The organism is Sporolactobacillus shoreicorticis (genome assembly GCF_024125445.1).
GTDB lineage: Bacteria > Bacillota > Bacilli > Bacillales > Sporolactobacillaceae > Sporolactobacillus > Sporolactobacillus shoreicorticis.
Genome location: NZ_JAMXWM010000005.1, coordinates 75,592 through 97,555, shown reverse-complemented (window position 1 = coordinate 97,555; position 21,964 = coordinate 75,592). Strand labels below are relative to the sequence as shown.

Sequence of the window (21,964 nt, the reverse complement as noted above, 5' to 3'; positions counted from 1 at the left end):
TTACATAAAAACCAAACAGCTGGCTCACAAACTAACCGATTTTGCGGAAAAAAACGATCTCGAAATCGTCTCAAACCTTTTTGAGCTGTGCCTGCTCGGATGCTATGAGACAGATATTATCGATGAATACTTAACGGAACTTCAGGTTCAAGTAAAACCAAAACATTGCTAAATGGAATCGTGTCACATTTTTGATCCGATAGGCAATTTCGTTCTCTCCATTTGCAAGCAGTTTCCTAAGTAATACCCATTCTTTCTCGGTCATTTCTTTGCTAAGATTCGTAATCACATATTCTTTTTTTGTGGAAGTCTTTTCAGTTAAGCATGGTTGTATTCACCCTTTCTGCTGAAGGATATTGATCGCTCCATAAAGGTTCCCGCTCCAGGTTCCCCGCGTCACTCACACTCATACTCTTATCTTTTTCATCATTTCACCCATGCAGTGGAATATAGAGTGACAGCAAAATATAAAAAACTACTTCGTCAATACACCTCATTCGCTGCTTTCCGATATATGTGTCAACGTGAATACCCATTTAGAAATCAATGATGCAGAGATGCTGCTGCATCAAGATTGACTCATTGGGACATATCACGGATTTTCAGACGATGCGAAAATAATTTATAATAACTGAAAGCAAGAAGAAAGTACCTACTTTGAAAAGCGGGTGAATTCATGTTGTCCGATCAACTTTTTTTCCATATTCATTATTGCAACCATCGATCATTTGATGATAAGGAACATGTACCGCGAAGGATCAGTCGCACGCTTTCCCACCATGAACTGATTCTTTTTACCGGCGGCTCTGGAGCCGTCACGATTGACAGGCGACATTATTCAATTAAAAAGGGCCTGCTTTGCTACATCAGTCCCGGACTTCATCATACGTTCGCGGCTGAAGCGGGTCCCGGCGGTTTTTTATCGGTTCATTTCAGCTACGCAGAGGTGGAACGGAGTCAAACTCAATGGAAGATCCATGAAGGTAAGAAAAAATTGATGAAAAAAACGGGGAAAAAATTAACCGATTACTACGAGGTAGAAGCATTGTTTCGACGTTTGACCACTTGTTGGGACAAAAAAAGGCCCGGGTATCCCTTTGCAGCGCGAACACTTTTTCAACAACTGCTTACAGCAATTGCCGAGAATATCAGGAAACAAAATAGGAACGATGCAAGTGCGCTGAAGGTGGAGCATATTGTCGACCATATGCAAAGAAACTTGTCTAAACATGTTACCTTAGAGAAACTATCCGAAATTGTCCAATGGTCACCCACTTATCTTACAAGAGTCTTTAAAGAAAGCACGGGTTACTCAGTTATTTCCTATTTCAACAAGATGAAAATTGACAAAGCGAAGGAACTGATCCTTGACGGAAATCATAAGATCAAGGAAGTCGCCCATCTGCTTGGATTTGCCGATGAATTTTATTTCAGCCGATTATTTAAAAAATCTGAGGGCATAAGCCCAAGCGAATATTACAGCAGAAATGTCCATGGATAACAGAATCAGCTATGGATTGGCCGCTAATCTGCATTTAAACTGTTGGGTGTAATTATTCATCCTATACTCGGAGGCGCGGATCATGCCGATTTGGAAAAGAAATTTAATCGTATGCTGGTTTGGTATGTTTGCTACAGGAATTGGAATGAGCCAGATCGCACCGATACTGCCGCTATACATTAGACATCTAGGGGTTGATCATGAAGCAGCAATTGCTCAATTATCCGGCATTGCTTTCGGCAGTACCTTTATTTTGTCAGCGATCTTCTCGCCCATTTGGGGATCGGTGGCAGACAAATTCGGTCGAAAACCAATGCTGCTTCGAGCCAGTCTGGGTATGGCGATTGTAATCGGCTTCATGGGATTTGCCCCTAATGTTGCGGTGCTGATTGGGCTGCGCCTTCTGCAGGGTGTGATTACCGGTTACAGTACAGCCTGCACGACACTGATCGCAACCCAAACGGATCAGGAACATGCCGGGTGGGCGCTGGGCACCTTGTCAACTGCCAACATAGCCGGTTCGCTTCTTGGACCGCTCATCGGCGGATTTCTTAGTGAGCATTTTGGATTGCAAAATGTGTTTTTTATGACCGGTGCACTGATGATGGTTTCCTTTTTTACCACGCTTTTCTTTGTCAAGGAATCGTTCCAGCGAACAGATAAAAAAGTGCGTCACGCCAAAGACATCTGGAATCAAATTCCGGAAAAAGGGTTAACCGTTACCCTGTTTGTGACCGCATTTATCTTAACTATCGCTTTATATTCCGTTGAACCGATTGTGACGGTGTTCATGAGCCATTTAACAAACAGCAGCCATCTTGCACTGCTGTCCGGGCTGGCTTTTTCAGCTTCTGGACTTGCGAATATTATCGCCGCACCGTGCTTAGGAAAGCTGTCCGACCGGATTGGCGCACATAAGATCATGGTGATTGCGCTTTTTACGGCCGGCCTGCTTTTTATCCCGCAAGCTTTTGTCACTGAACCATGGCAACTGATCACGCTTCGCTTCCTGTTCGGTCTGACTGCCGGCGGGTTAATGCCTTCCGTGAATATTATGATTCGAAAAATCACTCCGGCTGCACTGACCGGTCGGGTATTTGGTTTTAGTATGTCCGCGATGTATTTAGGTGTTTTCGGTGGATCTGTTTTTGGTGGCCAGATTGCCGCTTGGTTAAGTATTCGTGCGGTCTTTTTTGTCACTGCTGCACTGCTGCTCGTGAATGGCTTGTGGGTTTATTGGCGCGTCTACCGACAAATCGCCGCGCAGCCCAGTCAAGCACAGCATATAGGATAAGGAGCGATGAAAATGGATAAAAATAAGACAGCTTTAGTGGTTATTGACCTGCAGAATGGGATTGTGAACAGCTCACGCATGCCATATACAAGTGCACAAGTTGTTGAAAAGACAACAAGACTGGTGAACGCGTTTACGAAAAATGGGGCCTTTGTTGCACTTGTCCGGGTCTCTTCTTTTGATGGGAAGGATTGGTTTGTTCCGCAAACCGATTCTAACCGATCCACATCGGGATTTTCTGATGGATGGGATCATTATGTACCTGAGCTGAATGCTTTCCAAAAAACTTATCGAATAACCAAACGGCAATGGGGCGCTTTTTATGGAACAGATCTGGATCTGCAGCTGCGTCGCCGCGGCATTGATACCGTGGTACTCTGCGGCATTTCAACCGGTATTGGCGTTGATACGACAGCGCGGGAAGCGTACGCGCACGGTTATCAGCAAATCTTCGTTGAAGATGCAATGACTGCGTCGACTAAGGAAGAACATGATCACTGCATCACACACATTTTCCCGCGAATCGGCAAAATACGAACAACTGAAGAAGTACTGGCGCTCCTGCAATAACTAAGGTTTAAACTTCACATCATCGAAGCATACAAAAAGAGTGAGAGATCTGACCAGATCGCTTCACTCTTTTTTTCTTAATCAATTTTATTAGAAAAACTGTACTTCGCCTTGACCACCGAAAAACCGTCGAGTAAAATAAGCGGAGATTTTTCGGTTATGTCTTAAAAAATCCGTCATCTTCATATTTTTCAAGTGGATAGGCGGAATTTCTCCGTCTATTTAAGCCCTTTCCTCGTTCATTTCCTCATTAAGAGAAAATCTTCCGCCTATTGATCAATCGTACCTACTTCCGCAGAATGTGATGGCTTGCGCTGAGAAATCCGCAACAATGTCCATGCTGATCCCTCCTCGTATTATTTGTGAAGATTGTATTGATCATTAATTAAGTCAGCCGTCTTTTTCAGACTCAGGTCGCTCTGGAGGCTGCTTGCTTTGATTATTTAGCTTTCATTTAAAAAATTGCTTGTTACTTCTTTAAATCGTTCAGGGTTTTCTAATCTTAGCATATGACCTTCATTCTCAAATTCAATGAATTGTGCATCAGGAATTAAGTCGGCAACTTCTCTTCCAAAACCAGGTGGATTTAAAATATCGAACTTCCCACTGATGACAAGTGCAGGCAATTTTATTTTTGAGAGTTCCGCTCGGAAATCAAATCTCGTGATCGATTTCGTTGCCGCTTTTTTTTGGATGGGAGTCAGGTGATCATACTGCAACGTTTGCGCTACAATAGGATCTACTCTTGAAGGTGTATGAATCACATAGCTCGATAAAATTCTGAATGCTTCTTCGCTTGTTTTACCAACTAATTCATGGGCATGTTCTCTTTGCAAGTTGCCAAATGATGAACCTTCACCATGCGCTGTCGGTACGACAAGAATCAGTTTTGATAACAAATCAGGTCGCCTAGTTGCAATCCCTTGCGCAACATAGCTTCCAAGAGACTCGCCTAGAAGTATGACATTTCGAAGACCTAATTGAGTGATTAATTCAATTCCGTCATGGATATGATCGTCAAGGGTATAATTTTCTGGCTTAGATGATTCACCATGTCCCCGTAAATCATAACGGATGACTAAGTGTTCTTTATTCATCCAAGCAAATTCCCGATCAAATGCAAAATGACTACTTGTTACACCATGTATTAATAAGATAGACGGATTTCCGTCTCCTCTTTCTTCATAGTAAATCTGAGTGCTTTCGTCGGTGGATAGAGTTGCCAAATCCATCATTCCTTTCAGTACGCAGTAATTTGATTGATACGAACTATGTTTTGAGGAACTGTAATACTTTTTATAACATTATAAATTCATTTATAAAAAGAGAAAAGGAATATGCTTGCTTAATGTTGGGCCAATTGTGAGGGCATTCATGGTAAAGTTAATATTCCTTTTTTGAACAACTGAAGAAGTACTGACGCTCCTGCAATAACTAGGGTCTAAATTTTTTACATCATCGAGGCATACAAAAAGAGTGAGCGGTCTGTACCAGATCGCTTCACTCTTTTTTCTTTAGATTAATACCCTTTTATTTATTTTATACGGTTATCTGGTTGCTAAATAGAATCCGGCCAATTGAACATATGATGTGTATCGACAGTCCCATTAGAATAATGATCACAATCAAATCTTTAATTCACTTAACGTTTCCATAATCCTTCTCACCGTCTTCGTCTTTCCATTTTCCTGATTGACAACAAAATGGATGCGAATTGAATTCATATCTTTCGGCAAGGAAACTTTACGCATTTTTGATGTGATGAGGGATTGGGGCAAAACAGCTACCGTATTTGTACTTTCAACATTCCTGCTCGATGATGTCCAGAGTATCCATTTTGTTCTCTAAGTAATGAGTACCGCCCTTTATAAGAACATTGTGGATTCTTATTTACGACAGAGATTCGGCCATTGCCATCATCCCCCTCTCATTTCTTTCATTCCCCAAGCAGATAGTTCATATAAAATAGGTAAGAAGCTCTTCCCTTTTTCCGTCAGTGAGTATTCCACTTTTACGGGCATTTCATTGTATTGGATGCGCAGGACAAAACCATCATTTTCCATTTCCCGCAATGAACTCGTAAGCATGGTACAACTATTGCTTATGTCGTAACCGGAGCCGCTATTTTAGTTGTTTACATGATTTATGCTGCTGTCAAAAAGGAACAGGCTATTCTCCCATTACACTTGTTTCATTCGAAAAATTTCAGCGCTGTCATGGTTGGTTTGTTCCTTGCAGGGATTGCCACCAACGGCCCCATGTTGCTATTGCCTTTGTTTTTCCAAAACATTAAGGGCTTCTCGGTTTTGAACACTGGACTGATCTTGATTCCGCAAGGCATCGCGATGTTAGTCGCTCGCCCATTGATCGGTAAACTAATTGATAAAGTCGGCGCACGCTATGTTGTCTTGGTAAGTTTAGCATTTGCCATCGTCGGCACGATTCCATTTGTATTCATCAATGAGACATCTTCACTCATCATTGTGAGTGTCGTCTTGTTTATTCGCGGTATAGGTATCGGCGGTGTCACCATTCCAATGATGACCGATGCATATACTGGTATGGTCAAACAAGAAATTGCCCAGGCCAGTGTCGGAACCCGGCTTATGCAAAATATTGGTGGTGCGTTTGGTTCAGCAGTCATTGCAACGGTTGTCAGCCTGCCAATCCAAGGTAAAACACCAACGATTCCACTCATGACTACTGCTTACCACAATGGTTTCAAGTTAGTCTTAATCCTTAGTTTGGTGTTGCTTATTCCAACTTTGTTCTTAACAAGCAAGAAATCCAAGATATGAACTTGCAAATGATCCACTAGAATCTATAGCTGATATATTTGTTCCAGAGAAAATCATTCGAAAATTGAATATTCAGCATCATGACTATTTGACCTATAAGGAAGACGGATTTTTAGAAAGGAATAAACCGCGCTATTCTTTCGCTATTGCAAAAAAGGATCCGAAGAAGAATTATCTGGCCGAATACAATATAATTTATGTCCGGTTGAACAAGAATCCTATAATTTTGTTGTTGAAAAGAGTTTGGAGACCCATAACGAGTATAAAATTTAACGAATCTTCTTTTTACCATCCGATTATCTCAAGAAGATATTTTAAGGACAATTCCAGTTCTCGTTTTCCTTTATGACTTTTTTTTCACCGCTTAATAAATCAAGGATCACTTGTTTGGCTAGCATAAGCTTTTTTTGCTTTTCGTTGATTTTTGCTAGTTTCTCTTTCAATATTCTGTCTCTCTTGCTGTCAGAAGAGAGACAATGAGGGTTATTTAGTAGTAGCTTTAATTCTGAAATAGAAAATCCCGAATCCAATAACAACCTTATGTCTTCAACATGACGTTTTGCATTCGCAGTATAGATTCGATAATTATGAAGATCGCGAGTGAGATATTTCTCTGGAATTAGTCCGTTTTTTTCATAGAATCTTAATGTGGAAACAGGTATTCCGGTTAATTCTGAAAACACTTTTGATTTCATATAAATTCTTGTCCTCCTCTCGCTTGCTATAAAGTACGGTTCATAGTGTACCATGAAAACAATCCACAAAGAAAGGATGATTTTTAATGAAGGGCATTATCACTCATAGAAGTCATGATACAAATTTTTCTTTTAAGGATTTTGCAGTCCCAACAGCTAAAACAGATGAAGCTATTATTGAAGTAACTTCTGTCTCCATTAACCCTGGAAACCTAAAGAATGCGCTGACTGAAAAAGACGGTTACACTCCCGGTTGGGATTTTTCAGGAATTATAGTAAAGGAAAGTTTAGATGGAAACAGCCCTAAAGTTGGTGATCCTGTTATTGGTATGCTTACTTCTGGTGCGTGGAAAGAACAAATTGTGGTTCCTAACAAACTTCTTTCAGTGGTTTCCGATGATACAGATCTCAAAACCGCTGCCGCTTTACCCATAGTTGGTCTAACCGCTCTTTATGCTTTACAAAAAGGAAACTTTCTGCTCAATAAAAATATTTTAATAACCGGTTCAACAGGAGGAGTGGGCTATTTCGCGCATCAACTCGCTCATTTAGCTGGCGCAAACCATTATGGCGTTGTGAGAAATCCGGATAAACAAAATAAAATTCTTAAAACCGGTGCCAAAAAAGTATACCTTTACTCTGATTTTGGCGAATCTCAAGATAAACAGAAGTTCGATCTGATTATCGACTCCCTCGGTGGTGATATGATCAATATTCTAATGCAAAAATTATACCCTTATGGAAAACTGATTTCAGTCGGAAATATGCTATCTGATAAAGTTGTCATAGACTACGGTAATTTGCTGAATACTGGAGGTCGGTCCTTCGAACGCTTTTATTTGGGTGAAGAAATAAAGCATAGAGCAATCAAGAAGGACTTAAAATATCTTTCCGAATTACTGGCACAAGAAAAAATCGACCTTGACACTTTACAATTTAACTGGAAAAATATCAACGAGATCACAAAAAAAATTTTGCATGGAAGTTTAAAAGGAAAAGTTATTCTAAATATTAAAGAATAGTACTTTGGAAAGTAGAGGTTTTAAACAGCCTGTCTATTGCCTAACACCTTTTACTAAATTATGTTGAAATGTATTTACTAATGGATCTTTTCCTCATACTTACTTGTTCTCAATCTATTTGCCTGCTTAACCAAATCAATATATTGTTGGTGAATTTATTTTAAAATGCAACTCTTAAAAAAAAGAGTTATTTATTCACAACCTCACTCAACGCATTTTTTCATCTTTTACGACAATAAAGTTCTTTACTAACATTAATCTCATATTCATTATTACAAGACTTATCGAACTATCCGCTTTTCCAGACCTCTACATAAGTAAATTTTCTACCATATTTTTTAGCACTATCAATTAATATTCCGACGCTGTATCTAGCACGAGTAATTGCAATGTAGTACTTAACCGGGCTATCAAATGTTATCCCTTGCCAAGTCCAAAATTAATTGCCTGATATTCGCCATATTTACACAATGATCGATGATCATAAAGCAACATCTGCAGATGATATACAGAACCGGAACAGTATGCGTGTAAATCCTTCGTATCAACCATCCCATTCTTGTTCCTTCATGTGCATATGTCCGAGTACTTTTCCAATGTGCTTTATTATTCCACAAAACGATAGCCGACACCCGGCTCTGTAAGGATCATTTTGGGCTGGGTTGGGGTTACTTCAATTTTTTTGCGGATATGCCCGATATAAACACGGAGATAATTACTGTCGGTGTTGATCATTTGTCCACCCCAGACCTGTTTGAGAAGTTGCCGGTGCGTCATGACACGTCCCGCATGAGTGGCAAGCAACCTGAGTAGCTCGTATTCTGTTGGCGTGAATTTGATCGGATTACCATTGACCAGAACCACACGGCGGGACAGGTCAATCAGGAGACGGCCAAAATCAAGAACAGATTTTTCTTCCGCTTTTGCCGTGTGCCTCAGAGCCACCCTGATGCGGGCAATTAATTCCCCCATGCCGAACGGCTTCGTCACATAGTCGTCGGCACCGCTTTCCAATGCCAGAATTTTATCCTCCTCACGTTCTTTGACCGTAAGAATAATTATGGGAACCTCAGACCATTCACGAATCAATTTTAATACATTAATTCCCGAGCCGTCTGGCAAGCCGAGATCCAGCACAATCAGATCCGGATGGTCTGTCGAAGCCATGAGGATGCCTTCCTCGCCGTTTGATGCCTCCAAAGTTTCAAAATGATGGGCATGAAGGGCAACACTTAATAATTTGCGAATTTGTGCTTCATCGTCAATGATTAATAATCGTGATTGTGAATTGTTCGTCACTCGTTAATATCTCCTTTCCGCATTCACACGTCTAGCCCTGCCTTTCATTTTCCTACAGGAAAGCTGATGAAAACGGTAATACCCTGATCCTGATTCTGATTTGCCCATATCGTTCCGCCATGAGCTTTAACAATTCCCTTGGCAATAGCCAACCCAAGTCCGGTTCCAGGCACACGTGCATCTGATTTTAGACGGTAAAATTTATCAAAAATATGATCCAGTTCATTCAATGGAACACCGATTCCCTTGTCCTGAACGCTGATTTCAATATGGTCACCCTTCTGATACGCTGACAATGTGATCCGGGTCTTATCGGCGGAATATTTGGCCGCATTACTCATAATGTTAACCAGCATCTGTTCCATCAGGAGCTCATCGACCTGAACAGGCGGGAGCGATTCGTCTATTTCAACCGTCAGCTGACGGTTTTCCAGAGAATCCTCAATCTGTCTGATGGATACGCCAATAATATCTTCAAGGTCGCACCAACTCTTTTTTAAGTGTAGCATACCACTTTCCAGACGTACTATGCCCAGCAGATTTGTGATCAGCCGATTCATTCTTGCGGCACCTTGGCGAATCGTCCCAAGTAGCTCCTTTCGGTCCTCCGAAGTGAACACATCATCCTGATCAGTCAATGCTGTAACTGAACCCGTGATGGCCGATAGTGGCGTCCGTAATTCATGAGAAATGGAATCGAGAAGCACGTTGCGCAATTTTTCCGATTCTGCTGCCATCTGCGCTTTCTTTGCTTCCTCCTGAAGATTCATCCGTGCCACGGCTGCGGCGACAAGCCCAGCGATGGCTTCAATCAATTTCTTGTGCTCCAGCGAATCCGGAATGCGATGAGCGCCATAATAGATAACCAGAACACCATGAATCAAATCCTCTGTACGCAGTGGTAAAAATAATCCCGAAGATTCACTCAACGTCTGTGTTCCATGACCGGCCATCTCACCATGGTCATATACCCACTTGGCAATAAGCCCGCCTGCTTTCACCTGTTCCCTGTTCGCGTCATTGGAGCAGGCGGCAATCTTAAGCTCACCGTCTTTATCCGGTAAATAAATGGCCGCCTGAAAACCAATTTTATCTGCAATTTGTAAAACAATCCGTTTCAGTGTCGCTGTTAATTCATCCACGACGGTCATTTCGCGGCTCAGTGTATAGAGAGTTAATGTAATTTTTTCATTTTCCTGCGCTTCTTTCAGCTGATTTCTTAATTTTGATGATAGGCTCGCTGTCAGCATCGCAACAATTAAGAACACTGCAAATGAAAGAATATAGCGCAGATCGGCAACCGTAAAGCTCCGCACCGGTGGAACAAAGAAAAAGTCAAACGAAAGAATGCTCACTAATGAAGCATAAAAGCCCGGTCCTATACCCCAGCGCGATGCGCCAATCAGAACGGGGATTAAAAATAAGAGCGCCACATTGACCAGATCATTCGCCATCCCGGTAAATTTCAGCAGCAAAGTCAGTACGATAATCATTCCGGTTACGACCAGATAGGGTGCCCATTTCACCGCATGCTCCGGAAAAATATAATTGATCATGTTCGCCCGGACTTCTGGTCGTCCCGGAATAACGTGAAAAGTGACGTTCTCCCCCTTTCGAATGATCTGATCGACAACTGAGGGCCTCACCCATTCAATCATTCTCGAATAGCTTGGTTTGCCGATGACGATATGCCGGACATTGTGTTCCCGCGCGAAGGATATAATTTCACCGGATATCTGAGTCCCTGAGATGACAAAGGTTTCGGCACCTAAATTTTCAGCGGCACGCAAATTTCGGGAAATTTCCATGCGTTCGTTCATGGTCTTCGGCGTGCGCCTCGGTGCATCCACATACAGGGCAATCCATTTGACGTTCAAATCGTCAGCTATTTGATCCGCTGAACGGATCAATTCTCTAGAAAATGGGCTTCCACTGACACAGACCATCAATTTTCCCGCGACCGGCCGCTGATCCTTCGTTTTTCCTTCAACTGTATCTTTACCGAAGCCTTCATTCTCCGGACGCTGTTCTTCTTTGGCCATTTTCACTGCACGTCACCTCTGTTCATTGGAAACTCTCCGTCCTTTATGAAATTCCATAAAAAAGAAGAAACATCAGTTGCCTGATGTTATCAATCGATTGATTCGTGTCAACCATTCCTATCGTTGATTCATACTATCATTTTCATTCATCTTTTTAAAGACTGTCGACGAGTTTAATATGATGCGTCTGGTTGACCCTATGAATAAAAGCAACAACCTCTTTCTGATTTTCACACACAGCTGTATGTACGAGCCATGTGGAAAGCAGTCTAACGTGAACCGCTGATATATAAAACGGAAAATGTTTCCTTGAGCGGACAATATACCAGCCGGGCTTCATCTTCTTCCAAGGTGATTCCCAAACCCGAAAAGTATGAATCTTCGACCGTTTATTCCAGTCCTCGTCACTTTGCCTATTTCGAATAGATGCATAGATTTCCTTCAAATGGGCATCATCTCGCCGGACAGATTCTCCGCCGCCACCAACTTTTTCCCTTGCCGTTTTCTCATCATCCGCAAAGGCATAGTTTAGAATGACCAGCTTTTCTTCTTCGACGGTCCATTCAGCGCTAAACCACCGATAATGTAATGAAAAAATGTCCAGATATTTCTGACCCGTTCCGTAGTACAGCAGTTCACTATCTCTCATCATAATACTCACCTCTTGAATTAGCCACAACATGCAGATTGACAAACTCCGCGTGCATTAGGACATAAATTACCGGATTGTGTTTTAACTTATCGAAGAAGCGCTGAGCCGGGAGTGGCTGACCGACGACAATTTGCTCCGCGTGCAGTTCTTCGGCCATTTTCGCGATCATCTCCCCCACTCGGTTTTCAGATGCCTCTTCACTGAGAAATGTTGCCCGAAGCTGTTCGCTGAGCTTTTTCATGGTTTCTAAATCTCTTTTTTCCCGTTCCTGCAGCGGTTTATCCGATACAACCGCGAGAACATACAGATCCGCATTGTACCGATCGGCAATGCGCCAGCCCCTCCGAATTAATTTCTCAGAATGCGGGCGATAGTTGACGCATGTCAGAATCCGGGGCGGTTCCCCGATAACGCGCTGCCGATCCAGACTCTGATCCACATTGTCCGCGACCTCGAACAGAGCCAGTTCCCGAAGGACTGATAGATTCCCCAGACGGAAAAAGTGATTCATCGCATGTTCAACCTTATCTTTGGAATACACCTTGCCCTGCGCCAGACGCGACTGAAGCACTTCCGGTGAGACATCAATCAGCTTGATTTCCTCTGCCCAATCCATAAACCAGTCCGGAATCCTCTCTTTAACTTTAACGCCGGTAATATGTTCCACTGTGTCGCGGAGACTTTCGAGATGCTGTATGTTGACAGCGGTAACCACGTCAATCCCCTGTCCCAGAATATACAGAATATCCTGAAACCGTTTCTCCCGTTCGCTACCAGGTACATTCGTATGCGCCAGTTCATCGACAAGGACCATTTCCGGATGACGCCGGATGATTTGTGCCACATCCAGTTCCCCGTATCGGCGCCCGTTATAGTGCACCACCCGCAGCGGAATCGTCTCCAGACGGCCAATCTGGCCTGCTGTTTCTTTTCTTCCATGCGTCTCAATAAACCCAATGACAACATCCGTACCTTTCGACAGCCGGTCATTAGCATCCTGAAGCATTTTATAGGTCTTCCCGACGCCCGGTGCCGAACCGACGCAGATCGTCAGTCGGCCCCGGCGAGTATTCGGATCAGGTAACGGACCGCTGCGATTACGTTTGGCCGTGTCCGTTAGCGAATAGGGCAGACCACCCTCTTTCCAGCCCATGATATGAAGATCGGCGTATTTCATATGCAGCAATAAATACCGAACAAGATTGGATTTCCAGAAAATCCAGGGCTGCGGCGCATGCGTCTGACCGACAACAATCTGCGTCACTCCCAGCTTTTCGGCGACATCCATCACCACTTTGCCGAGTACTCGATCAGCACGTTGTTCGGCGATATAGTCGGCGCCACAGAAATCCGCCAGGCTTCTAAGTTTATTAATCCTGTCCTTATTTTTTCCAGACAGATCATTTTCAGGCATCTCAAGTATGGTTAGGATGTACAAATCCGCCTTCATTCTCCGTGCCATTCGGTAACCCTTTCGGATCAGGACTGCCGAACGCGCCAGAAAACTGGTGCAAACAAGAATAACCTCTTTGGCTCCAACTGGCCCCGGAATGCTCTGGCGTTCAAACGATTTTTGAAACTGATTGTCGACCGTGTCAGCGACGATCCGCAGTGTCAGCTCACGCAGCGCGGACAGATTTTCCTTTTTGAAAAAGTGATCCAGCGCCTGATGAATTGTGCCTGCGTGAAAAATATTTCCGTCTCTCATTCTCTGCCGTAGTGTTTCCGGCGGGACATCGACCACTTCAATTTCATCGGCACTTTCGATAAAAGACTGGGGCACAATTTCACGGATCCGGACACCCGTTATTTTTTCTGCCTCACGATACGTTTCTTCGAGGTGCTGTACATTCACGGTTGTCAGCACGTCAATTCCTTGGTCCAGAATATAGTCAACATCCATGTACCGTTTGGAAAATCTGGAACCCTCCAGATTTGTATGGGCCAACTCATCGACCACAACAGCTGCCGGCTGCCGTTCAATGATGGCATCGACATCCATCTCTTCGAATGTCCTGTTCTGATACAGCACTTTTTTGCACGGGATGATTTCGAGATCACCCACTTGTTGCGCCGTCTCCGGCCGTTGATGCACCTCAACAAAACCGATGACAATATCCGTGCCTTTCTTCAAGAGATCATTGGCCTCTTTCAGCAGCTTATAAGTTTTCCCCGATCCTGGAGCAGCCCCGACAATGATTTTCAATTTTCCCTTTTTCTTGACCGAATGATTTCCTTCCCGTTCCTTTTCATTCAGATGTTTCGACTTTTTTCCCACATCCACTCACTCCTCAGTTATTCCGGGATCAGACGGAACAAGAGCAGACAAGAATCAGATTCCCCAACAATTTTACAAAGCGAAGGAACCATTTCGTTACTGGTCAAGCTTATTACGCACGACCAGATTCAAGTCCAATACATTCACGTGTGGATCGCCAAAAATACCAAGAAACCGATTCTGAGTCTCACGTGCCACGAGATCCTGTAAATACGATTCACTCAATCCGGTCGCCTTTGCCACACGCGGGATTTGCAGGCGAGCATTGGCGAGCGAGATGTCTGGATCCAACCCAGACCCGGAGGTTTCAACCATGTCGGCTGGTATTGACGCATTTGCGATTGCTCCGTTCTGCTTCTTCACCAATGCAATATTCCCGCTGATTTCTTTGATCAGGGCCGAATTGGTCGGCCCAAGGTTTGACCCTGCTGAACCATTGGCTGTGTAGTCTACCGCCGAAGGTCTTGCATGGAAATAACCGGCACTAGTGAATGACTGGGCAATCAATCGGGATCCGATAATTGTCCCATTATGCTTTTCCATACTTCCCTGCGCCTGGTAAGGGAACAGCAGGTTGCCAACCAGTCCGATCACAAGCGGATAGATCAAACCTAACAGAACTGCGAAAATGGCAGTTACTCTGAGTGAACGCAAGACATTAGTCATCCGAATACCCTCCTATATATTTGCTATGCCTAAGGCAGTAATTATAATATCGATCAGTTTAATACCGACAAACGGCACAAGGATGCCACCCAAACCGTAAATCATCAGGTTCCGCATTAATAAAGATGTAGCACCGATTGGCCGGTACTTGACACCCTTCATGGCCAGCGGAATCAGCGCAGGAATAATCAATGCATTAAAAATAATTGCCGACAGGATCGCGCTTCTTGGACTTGTCAGCCCCATGATATTCAATATTTGCAACTGCGGAATCATGGTTGCGAACATCGCCGGCAGGATGGCAAAATACTTGGCCACATCGTTTGCTATGGAAAATGTTGTAATCGACCCTCGTGTGATAAGCAACTGTTTTCCTATTGAAACGACTTCAATCAGCTTCGTTGGATCTGAATCCAGATCAACCATATTGCCCGCTTCTTTTGCGGCTGTAGTGCCAGTATTCATTACCAGCCCGACATCGGCCTGAGCAAGAGCCGGTGCATCGTTTGTACCGTCTCCAGACATAGCAACGAGTTTCCCCTGACTTTGTTCTTTCTTGATCAGGCGCATCTTATCTTCCGGTTTCGCTTCCTCAATGAAATCATCGACACCCGCCTCCAGCGCGATCGTCGATGCCGTCAGCGGATTATCGCCTGTACACATAACCGTTTTAATTCCCATTTTTCGCAATTCTTCAAAGCGCTGACGCATGCCTGATTTAATGATGTCTTTCAAATAAATTAATCCGAAAACTTCCTGGTCTTTGGTAACGGCGAGCGGCGTGCCGCCTTCTTTTGCAATGCGCTCTTTCTTCGCATCAAGATCTTCCGGGATTCGTCCACCTTTGTTTTTAATAAATTGTTTAATTGCGTCGACCGCTCCCTTGCGCACCACTGTTCCGTCTTGCAGATTCAGACCGCTCATGCGCGTGTCTGCGCTGAATTCCACATTCTCAGCATCGTTATAGTCTTCGAGTTGCAGACCGAACTCATATTCCTTATGAGCCAGGTCAATAACCGACCGTCCTTCCGGTGTTTCATCAAATAATGATGAAAGCACTGCCACATTGACTAACTCGCTCAAGCTGTGCGAGCCGACAGGAATGAACTGACTGGCCAGCCGGTTGCCGATGGTAATGGTACCTGTTTTATCCAGAATCAGCGTATTCACATCGCCGGCAGCTTCAACGGCCTTGCCGGATTTAGCTACGACATTGAAGCGGATAATTCGATCCATCCCGGCAATGCCAATCGCCGACAACAGCGCGCCAATCGTCGTTGGGATCAGGCAAACCAAGAGAGCGATCAATGAAACCGTATCAATTGAACCTTTGACATAATTGGCAAAGGGGCTCAGTGTCAGGACGACGATGAGAAAGATTAATGTCAACCCGGCAAGTAGAACGGTCAGTGCAATTTCATTCGGTGTCTTCTGCCGGCTCGCGCCTTCGACCAGCCCGATCATCTTATCCAGAAACGATTCTCCCGGGTTTACGGCTACTTCAATTACCAATTGATCAGACAGCAATTTTGTACCGCCAGTCACTGAACTGAAATCGCCGCCCGCCCCGCGGATAACCGGAGCGGATTCACCGGTGATCGCGGATTCATCCACACTTCCGAGCCCTTCTTTAACTTCACCGTCGGCCGGAATCATTTCTCCGGCCAGAACACGAATAATATCTCCCTTGCGCAGCGTAGATGCCGGAACGCTTTCATAGGAGTCATCTTTGCTGCGACGCTGGGCCATCAGATCCGTTTTGGTTCTGCGCAATGATTCAGCCTGTGCCTTTCCGCGTCCCTCTGCAATCGCTTCGGCAAAGTTTCCTAACAACACGGTGATTAACAGAATGAAACTAATAACGACATTAAAAGGAATCTGCTTCGCACCATAGTTACCGCCAAACAGATTAGGCATGAAACTGAGCAGCAGAGTCACAACAAATCCGATCTCAACAACGAACATGACAGGATTTCTGATCATTACACGAGGATCGAGCTTCTTAAACGCATCGACAACAGCAATCTTAAATATATCTTTAGTGACCGATTGTTTTTTATTTGACATCTGTTAGGTCTCCTCCTTATTCGTTCCTTTTTCTTGCGGCTACTTACTCAGTACTCCAGACCACATCTGCAAGTGCTCAGCGATTGGCCCAAGAGCCAAAGCCGGAAAGAACGTTAAAGCACCGACGATCAGTGCAATGGCTGCGAACACACCGCCGAAGGCGAAGGTGTCTGTCCTCAGTGTACCCGCCGACTCCGGAACCACCGGTTTACGGATCAGTGAACCAGCAATCGCAAACATGGCAACGATGCTGATATAGCGGCCAAGCAGCATAACAACCCCGAGCATAATATTATAAAAAGGCGTATTTCCGCTTAGTCCACCGAAGGCTGATCCATTATTCGCAGCCGCCGAGCTGAACGCATAAAGAATCTCCGAGAAACCATGCAGACCCGGATTGGCAATACTCGCTACACCTGTTTTCGTCACCAAAGCAATAGCGCTTGCAAAAAGGATTAGAAAGGGGTGAATCAATAGAGTCAGCGTCGCCAGCTTGATTTCCCTCGCCTCAATTTTCTTACCGAAAATTTCCGGTGTACGCCCAACCATCAGCCCGGCAATGAATACAGTAATGATCAGATACATGATAATATTCAGCAATCCGACACCCTTACCGCCAAATACCATATTCAGCATCATGAACAGCATCGGTACGAATCCGCCAAGCGGTGTCAGACTGTCATGCATCAAATTGACAGCACCCGTTGTGAACGCAGTTGTGGCTCCAACAAACAAACTGTCAAGCGGAAGTCCGAAGCGCACTTCCTTCCCCTCCATAGAGACATTCGAAATTCCAAGTACCTTGTGTAGAATCGGGTTGCCGGATGTTTCGCTCCAGTAAACGAGCAGTGTACCAAGAAGCATCATGGCCACAAGAAAGACGTAAAGAATAACAGCCTGACGGCGCTTTTTCAAAAATCTCCCAAATGTAAAAATTAATGCCGTCGGAATCACTGCCATGGCAATGATTTCAAGAATATTGGTAATTACGTTCGGATTTTCAAATGGATGAGCCGAATTCGCATTCATAAAACCGCCGCCGTTCGTTCCCAACTGCTTAATTGCCTCCAGCGAGGCAATTGGTCCGCGGGAAATCGTCTGAGATGCACCCTGCAGCGTATGCACCGTCTGCGCGCCGCTGAAAGTTTGCGGCAGACCAAGTCCCACAAAGACCAGTGCTAGGATAAAAGCAGCCGGAAGAAGCAGCCGGGTATGCACTTTGACAAAATCGACCCAAAAATTGCCGAACATCTTTGCTCGTTTGCCAACCAGACCTCGGAGAAACGCAATCACAGCGACAAGCCCGGTAGCCGCTGATGTAAATTGCAGATACGTAATGGCCATTGTCTGGCTCAGGTAGGAAAGTGTTGACTCTCCGGCGTAGTTCTGCCAATTTGTATTTGTGATAAATGAAGCCGCTGTATTAAATGCCAGATCCCACGGCATTGAAGGTATATGATCAGGATTCAGGGGTAAGTGCCCTTGCAGCCGCAAGATCAGATACACAAAAAGCATCATGATAAAATTCACCAGCAGCAGCGGTTTAATATAGGCCTTCCAGTCCATCTCCACTGTCGGGTTGATACCTGATAACTTGTACAGTACTTTTTCACATGGTGCATACACACGCTCAAGCCAGCTCCGTTGTCCGGAAAAGACTCTGTATAAATAGCCTCCTAGAGGAATAGCTACCAAGAGAACAATCCCAAGAACGAGCAGGATTTGGATAATTCCTAACCATGTCACAAAAATCCTCTCCTTTTCGCAAATAACATCATTGATCTGTCAGAACTTTTCCGGATAGAAAATGACATACGTTAGATAAATCATCAGTAAAATTGAGATAACTACTAGTACCCACATTTTCTTCACCTCTCATTAGGCTTTGTCGAATACACTGACGAACAAAAAAAACAGCAGAAAAGCGACAACAAAAATTCCCAGTGACACAAGATCGCCCATTCAGGTATTCCCCTTCCCTTGTCTCGTTTAGTTGTCTTATTGACTATTGCTCCATTATTTTAAAATGATTTTGCGTAAAAATAGTGTGAAGGATTCACGCCACCACATAAAAAAAACGTAAAAATGCAGCAATTGGCCCGTGAAAAGATTGGAACATTTATTCGGAACTGTTTTTAGTGGTACCCAATTGGGAGGGATATTATATAAGCCATTATGGGAATTCTATGGATATACAAAATTAAAGAGGTCAAAAAATACTTTAATATCAATAATTTTAATGATCTCGATATAAAAGCGCGGGAATGCGGGTCTTTAAGACACGAGTATGTTGATCAGTGAATAAAATTGTTTACTCGCATAGACCCCAAACCGCATTTTTCTGCTAGAAAACGATATAATAGTAAAAGTTAGTTGTTTACTCGTAATATGCATACAATGCTTTCTTCTCTTCAAAAGATGGAATAATAGGAGCGACTGGTAATGTTAACGGTTGTCCACTATTTGCCAATGCCTCTGGAGTAGCAAAACCAAATTTTGTGAAATTATTGCTTTCCATATCTTCTTCGTTGAACACATATTTCCCGTCAAAGTTAATTTTCAATTAATCGAAATCAACAGGTATCAGCTTCAAAGCAAAAGAAAACACACCTCCAGCTTATTAACTGAAGATGTGTTACTTTGGTTTTTATTCCACCGTAACTGATTTGGCCAGGTTACGTGGTTTATCAACGTCGCATTCGTTCTGCAGGGCTGCGTAGTACGCAATCAGCTGCAGAGGAACGGCGCAAACAAGTGGCGCGAGGGCATGGTGCACTTTCGGAAGCACGATGCGGTCGTCCGCATGATTCGTGACTCCGTCCATGCTGATGATGCACGTGTGGGCGCCGCGTGCGGCGACCTCCTCAACATTGCTGCGGATGTTGTTGTTGACCTTTTGCTGGGTTGCAAAGGCGAAGACCGGTGTGCCGTCTTCGATCAATGCGATCGTGCCGTGCTTGAGCTCGCCGCCGGCGAAGCCTTCTGCTTGGATGTAGGAGACTTCCTTCAGCTTCAGCGAGGCTTCCATGCAGACATAATAGTCGAGTCCGCGCCCGATGTAGAAGGCATTGCGCGTAATCGAGAGATATTCGCGTGCGACTTCCTTCAGCAGCGCTTTTTCGTCGATCATCTGCTCCATCCCTTGTGCAGCGATACTCATTTCATGGACAAGGTCGAGATCGAGTGTCTTGCCGGTCTTCTGAGCAGATGCAACCGCAATGAAGGCAAAGACGGCGATCATAGCCGTATACGCTTTGGTTGACGCGACAGCGATTTCCGGACCGGCAAACAGCAGCATCCTATAATCGGCTTCGCGGTACAGTGTCGAGCCTTCGACGTTCGTCATTGTCAGTGTCGGATAGCCGAGCTTCTTCACCTTGACGAGTACGGCGCGGCTGTCAGCCGTTTCGCCACTCTGCGAGATGAAGATGAACAGCGGCTTCTTCGAGAGAAGCGGCATATTATAGGAAAATTCACTTGAAATATGCACTTCGGTCGGAATTCCGGCAACAGTCTCAAGCAAATGCTTGCCGACGAGCCCTGCGTGGTAGCTCGTGCCGCAAGCGATGATATAGATTCGGTCTGCGGCATTGACCGCCTTAGTAATTGTCGAATCGAGTGTGACGACTCCATCCTTGCCGCTGTATTCCTGCAACAGACGGCGCATCACAGCCGGCTGCTCGTCGATTTCCTTCAACATATAATGCGCATACGCGCCTTTTTCCGTGTCATGCGCATCGAAGGAAACCGTATAAGGTGCGCGCGTCTTTTCATTGCCATCCAGATCCATGATCATATAACTGTCACGAGTTAGTTCGACAACTTCCTCATCTACCAGCTCAACATATCGCTTTGTTTTTTGGATCATAGCTGTCGCATCGCTGGCAACAACGTTGAAGCCATCTCCGAGTCCGATTAAAAGCGGACTTTTGTTCTTCGCCACATAGAGCGTGTCGCTGTCTTCTGCGTCAATCAGCGCAATTGCATACGACCCGTCAAGCAGCTTCAGCGTTTTCCGCAGAGCCGCTCCCGTGCTCAGACCTTCTTTTGCGAAAAGCTCGATCAACTGTACAACAACTTCGGTATCCGTCTCACTTTTCATCGTAACGTCGGACAGATACTCCGTCTTCAGCTGATTATAGTTTTCAATCACACCGTTGTGAACAAGAGTGAATCGTCCGGAAGCACTTTGATGCGGGTGCGCGTTGCACTTGTTCGGCTGGCCGTGTGTTGCCCAGCGTGTATGACCGATTCCAAGTGTTGCGTGAATATCCGGGTCCACGGATTCGCGAAGAACGGCGATCCGTCCTTTTTCTTTAAAAACGTGGATACCTTCCGCATTCAAAAGCGCGATGCCGGCTGAATCGTAGCCCCTGTACTCGAGATTGCTGAGTCCCTTAAGCAAAATATCACGTGCATCTTCGTTGCCAATATAGCCTACAATACCACACATAGGATATGTCCTCCTTGTGGAGCAAGGTGCGTCAAAGATGTTTGATTCATCAGATAGGGCAGTCTTGCCCCACTTGTTTTTTTATTTTTATTGCCTATGTGCTTGCAGCACGGGTTCTGTACAGAAAGTTGCCTTCCTGGTTTGTGTGCGTGCTAACGGTTACAAGCATTCCGAGAGGCATCCGCCGAATCCTTCGATAAACCTCTTCCTCGTCAACTGTTCCGACTTTCTCCGTTCTAAGGAACAGTCCGGGCGCTTAGTATTCAGTTATCCGACCCTCGCTTTCCTTCTCGAGTTACTCACATACTACTTTAATCTGATCTGTGCGTCAATCTTCTTTGAAGTGGGATTCTTTTACTTACTCAATATATCTATTCAGCAATGCCATGTCCGGCAACCATGGAATTAATTTTCCATGATTATCTAGTTACCGGAGCACTTAATGATTCACAGACATCTATAAATTTGTAGAGACAGCGATCAGAACTTCCACACAGGATGTGGTGACTTCAACGTTACTCACAGGGGCATGCTTCCGCATGACGCGGTAACTTTCGCGTTGTATACAGGACATATACGCACTTAGCGAAAGATCCTTTCCTCTCGAAAGTTCCTTTTTTCTAGAAA

General features: G+C 44.5%; 19 protein-coding genes. 5 read left to right on the top strand and 14 right to left on the bottom strand.

All coding sequences use genetic code 11. From position 1 onward, the window contains the following. The first annotated feature begins 676 nt into the window (after window positions 1-676). The 3 genes from NIE88_RS06025 (at window position 677) to NIE88_RS06015 (ending at window position 3,365) form a co-directional block, all read left to right on the top strand. On the top strand, window positions 677-1,501 hold the full coding sequence (locus NIE88_RS06025; RefSeq protein WP_253060269.1) for a helix-turn-helix transcriptional regulator: 825 nt from the start codon (window positions 677-679) through the stop codon (window positions 1,499-1,501). Between the two features lie 82 nt (window positions 1,502-1,583). Then, window positions 1,584-2,795, top strand: a complete 1,212-nt coding sequence (locus tag NIE88_RS06020) for a multidrug efflux MFS transporter (protein ID WP_253060267.1) — start codon at window positions 1,584-1,586, stop codon at window positions 2,793-2,795. A gap of 12 nt (window positions 2,796-2,807) precedes the next feature. Then, on the top strand, window positions 2,808-3,365 hold the full coding sequence (locus NIE88_RS06015; protein ID WP_373689406.1) for a hydrolase: 558 nt from the start codon (window positions 2,808-2,810) through the stop codon (window positions 3,363-3,365). Window positions 3,366-3,808: 443 nt separating this feature from the next. Here the strand turns inward: NIE88_RS06015 and NIE88_RS06010 are convergent, their stop codons facing one another. Further along, entirely contained in the window at window positions 3,809-4,591 is a 783-nt protein-coding gene (locus NIE88_RS06010) for an alpha/beta fold hydrolase (RefSeq protein WP_253060263.1), read from the bottom strand. 690 nt (window positions 4,592-5,281) lie between these two features. Continuing rightward, window positions 5,282-5,452, bottom strand: coding sequence for a winged helix-turn-helix transcriptional regulator (locus tag NIE88_RS06005; RefSeq protein ID WP_290446330.1), 171 nt, complete (start codon window positions 5,450-5,452; stop codon window positions 5,282-5,284). Window positions 5,453-5,503: 51 nt separating this feature from the next. Here NIE88_RS06005 and NIE88_RS06000 point away from each other — a divergent pair, with 51 nt between their 5' ends. Beyond that, window positions 5,504-6,163: an MFS transporter gene (locus tag NIE88_RS06000; protein ID WP_253060259.1), complete on the top strand. Its 660-nt coding sequence runs from the start codon at window positions 5,504-5,506 to the stop codon at window positions 6,161-6,163. A gap of 314 nt (window positions 6,164-6,477) precedes the next feature. Here the strand turns inward: NIE88_RS06000 and NIE88_RS05995 are convergent, their stop codons facing one another. Then, window positions 6,478-6,858, bottom strand: coding sequence for a helix-turn-helix domain-containing protein (locus NIE88_RS05995; protein ID WP_253060256.1), 381 nt, complete (start codon window positions 6,856-6,858; stop codon window positions 6,478-6,480). 86 nt (window positions 6,859-6,944) lie between these two features. On the opposite strand from NIE88_RS05995, the gene NIE88_RS05990 reads away from it, so the two are divergent. Further along, window positions 6,945-7,880: a zinc-binding dehydrogenase gene (locus tag NIE88_RS05990; protein WP_253060245.1), complete on the top strand. Its 936-nt coding sequence runs from the start codon at window positions 6,945-6,947 to the stop codon at window positions 7,878-7,880. Window positions 7,881-8,297: 417 nt separating this feature from the next. On the opposite strand, the gene NIE88_RS22355 is transcribed toward NIE88_RS05990, so the two are convergent. From NIE88_RS22355 to glmS, 11 genes are all read right to left on the bottom strand, one after another. Then, on the bottom strand, window positions 8,298-8,432 hold the full coding sequence (locus NIE88_RS22355; RefSeq protein WP_290446329.1) for a hypothetical protein: 135 nt from the start codon (window positions 8,430-8,432) through the stop codon (window positions 8,298-8,300). A gap of 54 nt (window positions 8,433-8,486) precedes the next feature. Continuing rightward, window positions 8,487-9,179 carry a response regulator gene (locus NIE88_RS05985; RefSeq protein WP_253060243.1) on the bottom strand — a complete coding sequence of 231 codons (693 nt, stop codon included), beginning with the start codon at window positions 9,177-9,179 and terminating at the stop codon, window positions 8,487-8,489. A gap of 44 nt (window positions 9,180-9,223) precedes the next feature. After that, window positions 9,224-11,221, bottom strand: a complete 1,998-nt coding sequence (locus NIE88_RS05980; protein ID WP_253060241.1) for a DUF4118 domain-containing protein — start codon at window positions 11,219-11,221, stop codon at window positions 9,224-9,226. A 154-nt stretch (window positions 11,222-11,375) separates the two neighbouring features. Continuing rightward, window positions 11,376-11,873, bottom strand: a complete 498-nt coding sequence (locus NIE88_RS05975; RefSeq protein WP_253060239.1) for a hypothetical protein — start codon at window positions 11,871-11,873, stop codon at window positions 11,376-11,378. Next, entirely contained in the window at window positions 11,860-14,151 is a 2,292-nt protein-coding gene (locus NIE88_RS05970) for a universal stress protein (protein ID WP_253060237.1), read from the bottom strand. The genes NIE88_RS05975 and NIE88_RS05970 overlap by 14 nt, the downstream gene beginning before the upstream one ends. Window positions 14,152-14,247: 96 nt before the next feature. Beyond that, window positions 14,248-14,817, bottom strand: a complete 570-nt coding sequence (kdpC, locus tag NIE88_RS05965) for a potassium-transporting ATPase subunit KdpC (RefSeq protein ID WP_253060226.1) — start codon at window positions 14,815-14,817, stop codon at window positions 14,248-14,250. A 12-nt stretch (window positions 14,818-14,829) separates the two neighbouring features. After that, entirely contained in the window at window positions 14,830-16,884 is a 2,055-nt protein-coding gene (gene kdpB, locus NIE88_RS05960) for a potassium-transporting ATPase subunit KdpB (RefSeq protein WP_253060224.1), read from the bottom strand. Between the two features lie 39 nt (window positions 16,885-16,923). Next, window positions 16,924-18,630, bottom strand: a complete 1,707-nt coding sequence (gene kdpA / locus NIE88_RS05955; RefSeq protein ID WP_253060213.1) for a potassium-transporting ATPase subunit KdpA — start codon at window positions 18,628-18,630, stop codon at window positions 16,924-16,926. Between the two features lie 39 nt (window positions 18,631-18,669). After that, window positions 18,670-18,747, bottom strand: coding sequence for a K(+)-transporting ATPase subunit F (gene kdpF, locus NIE88_RS22745; RefSeq protein WP_373689409.1), 78 nt, complete (start codon window positions 18,745-18,747; stop codon window positions 18,670-18,672). Between the two features lie 514 nt (window positions 18,748-19,261). Further along, window positions 19,262-19,420 (bottom strand): hypothetical protein, encoded by a 159-nt coding sequence (locus NIE88_RS05950; protein ID WP_253060211.1) that lies wholly within the window; start codon window positions 19,418-19,420, stop codon window positions 19,262-19,264. A 111-nt stretch (window positions 19,421-19,531) separates the two neighbouring features. Beyond that, a complete protein-coding gene (gene glmS, locus NIE88_RS05945; protein ID WP_253060209.1) occupies window positions 19,532-21,337 on the bottom strand; it encodes a glutamine--fructose-6-phosphate transaminase (isomerizing) in 1,806 nt (601 codons plus the stop codon). Window positions 21,338-21,964 lie beyond the last annotated feature (627 nt).

What these genes read in the sequence shown, in the direction of transcription:
- NIE88_RS06025 (WP_253060269.1), top strand. Translation starts at nt 677, where the DNA reads ATGTTGTCCGATCAACTTTTTTTCCATATTCATTATTGCAACCATCGA.
- NIE88_RS06020 (WP_253060267.1), top strand. Translation starts at nt 1,584, where the DNA reads ATGCCGATTTGGAAAAGAAATTTAATCGTATGCTGGTTTGGTATGTTT.
- NIE88_RS06015 (WP_373689406.1), top strand. Translation starts at nt 2,808, where the DNA reads ATGGATAAAAATAAGACAGCTTTAGTGGTTATTGACCTGCAGAATGGG.
- NIE88_RS06005 (WP_290446330.1), bottom strand. Translation starts at nt 5,452, where the DNA reads ATGCTTACGAGTTCATTGCGGGAAATGGAAAATGATGGTTTTGTCCTG.
- NIE88_RS06000 (WP_253060259.1), top strand. Translation starts at nt 5,504, where the DNA reads ATGATTTATGCTGCTGTCAAAAAGGAACAGGCTATTCTCCCATTACAC.
- NIE88_RS05995 (WP_253060256.1), bottom strand. Translation starts at nt 6,858, where the DNA reads ATGAAATCAAAAGTGTTTTCAGAATTAACCGGAATACCTGTTTCCACA.
- NIE88_RS05990 (WP_253060245.1), top strand. Translation starts at nt 6,945, where the DNA reads ATGAAGGGCATTATCACTCATAGAAGTCATGATACAAATTTTTCTTTT.
- NIE88_RS22355 (WP_290446329.1), bottom strand. Translation starts at nt 8,432, where the DNA reads ATGGTTGATACGAAGGATTTACACGCATACTGTTCCGGTTCTGTATAT.
- NIE88_RS05980 (WP_253060241.1), bottom strand. Translation starts at nt 11,221, where the DNA reads ATGGCCAAAGAAGAACAGCGTCCGGAGAATGAAGGCTTCGGTAAAGAT.
- NIE88_RS05975 (WP_253060239.1), bottom strand. Translation starts at nt 11,873, where the DNA reads ATGATGAGAGATAGTGAACTGCTGTACTACGGAACGGGTCAGAAATAT.
- kdpC (WP_253060226.1), bottom strand. Translation starts at nt 14,817, where the DNA reads ATGACTAATGTCTTGCGTTCACTCAGAGTAACTGCCATTTTCGCAGTT.
- kdpB (WP_253060224.1), bottom strand. Translation starts at nt 16,884, where the DNA reads ATGTCAAATAAAAAACAATCGGTCACTAAAGATATATTTAAGATTGCT.
- kdpF (WP_373689409.1), bottom strand. Translation starts at nt 18,747, where the DNA reads ATGTGGGTACTAGTAGTTATCTCAATTTTACTGATGATTTATCTAACG.
- glmS (WP_253060209.1), bottom strand. Translation starts at nt 21,337, where the DNA reads ATGTGTGGTATTGTAGGCTATATTGGCAACGAAGATGCACGTGATATT.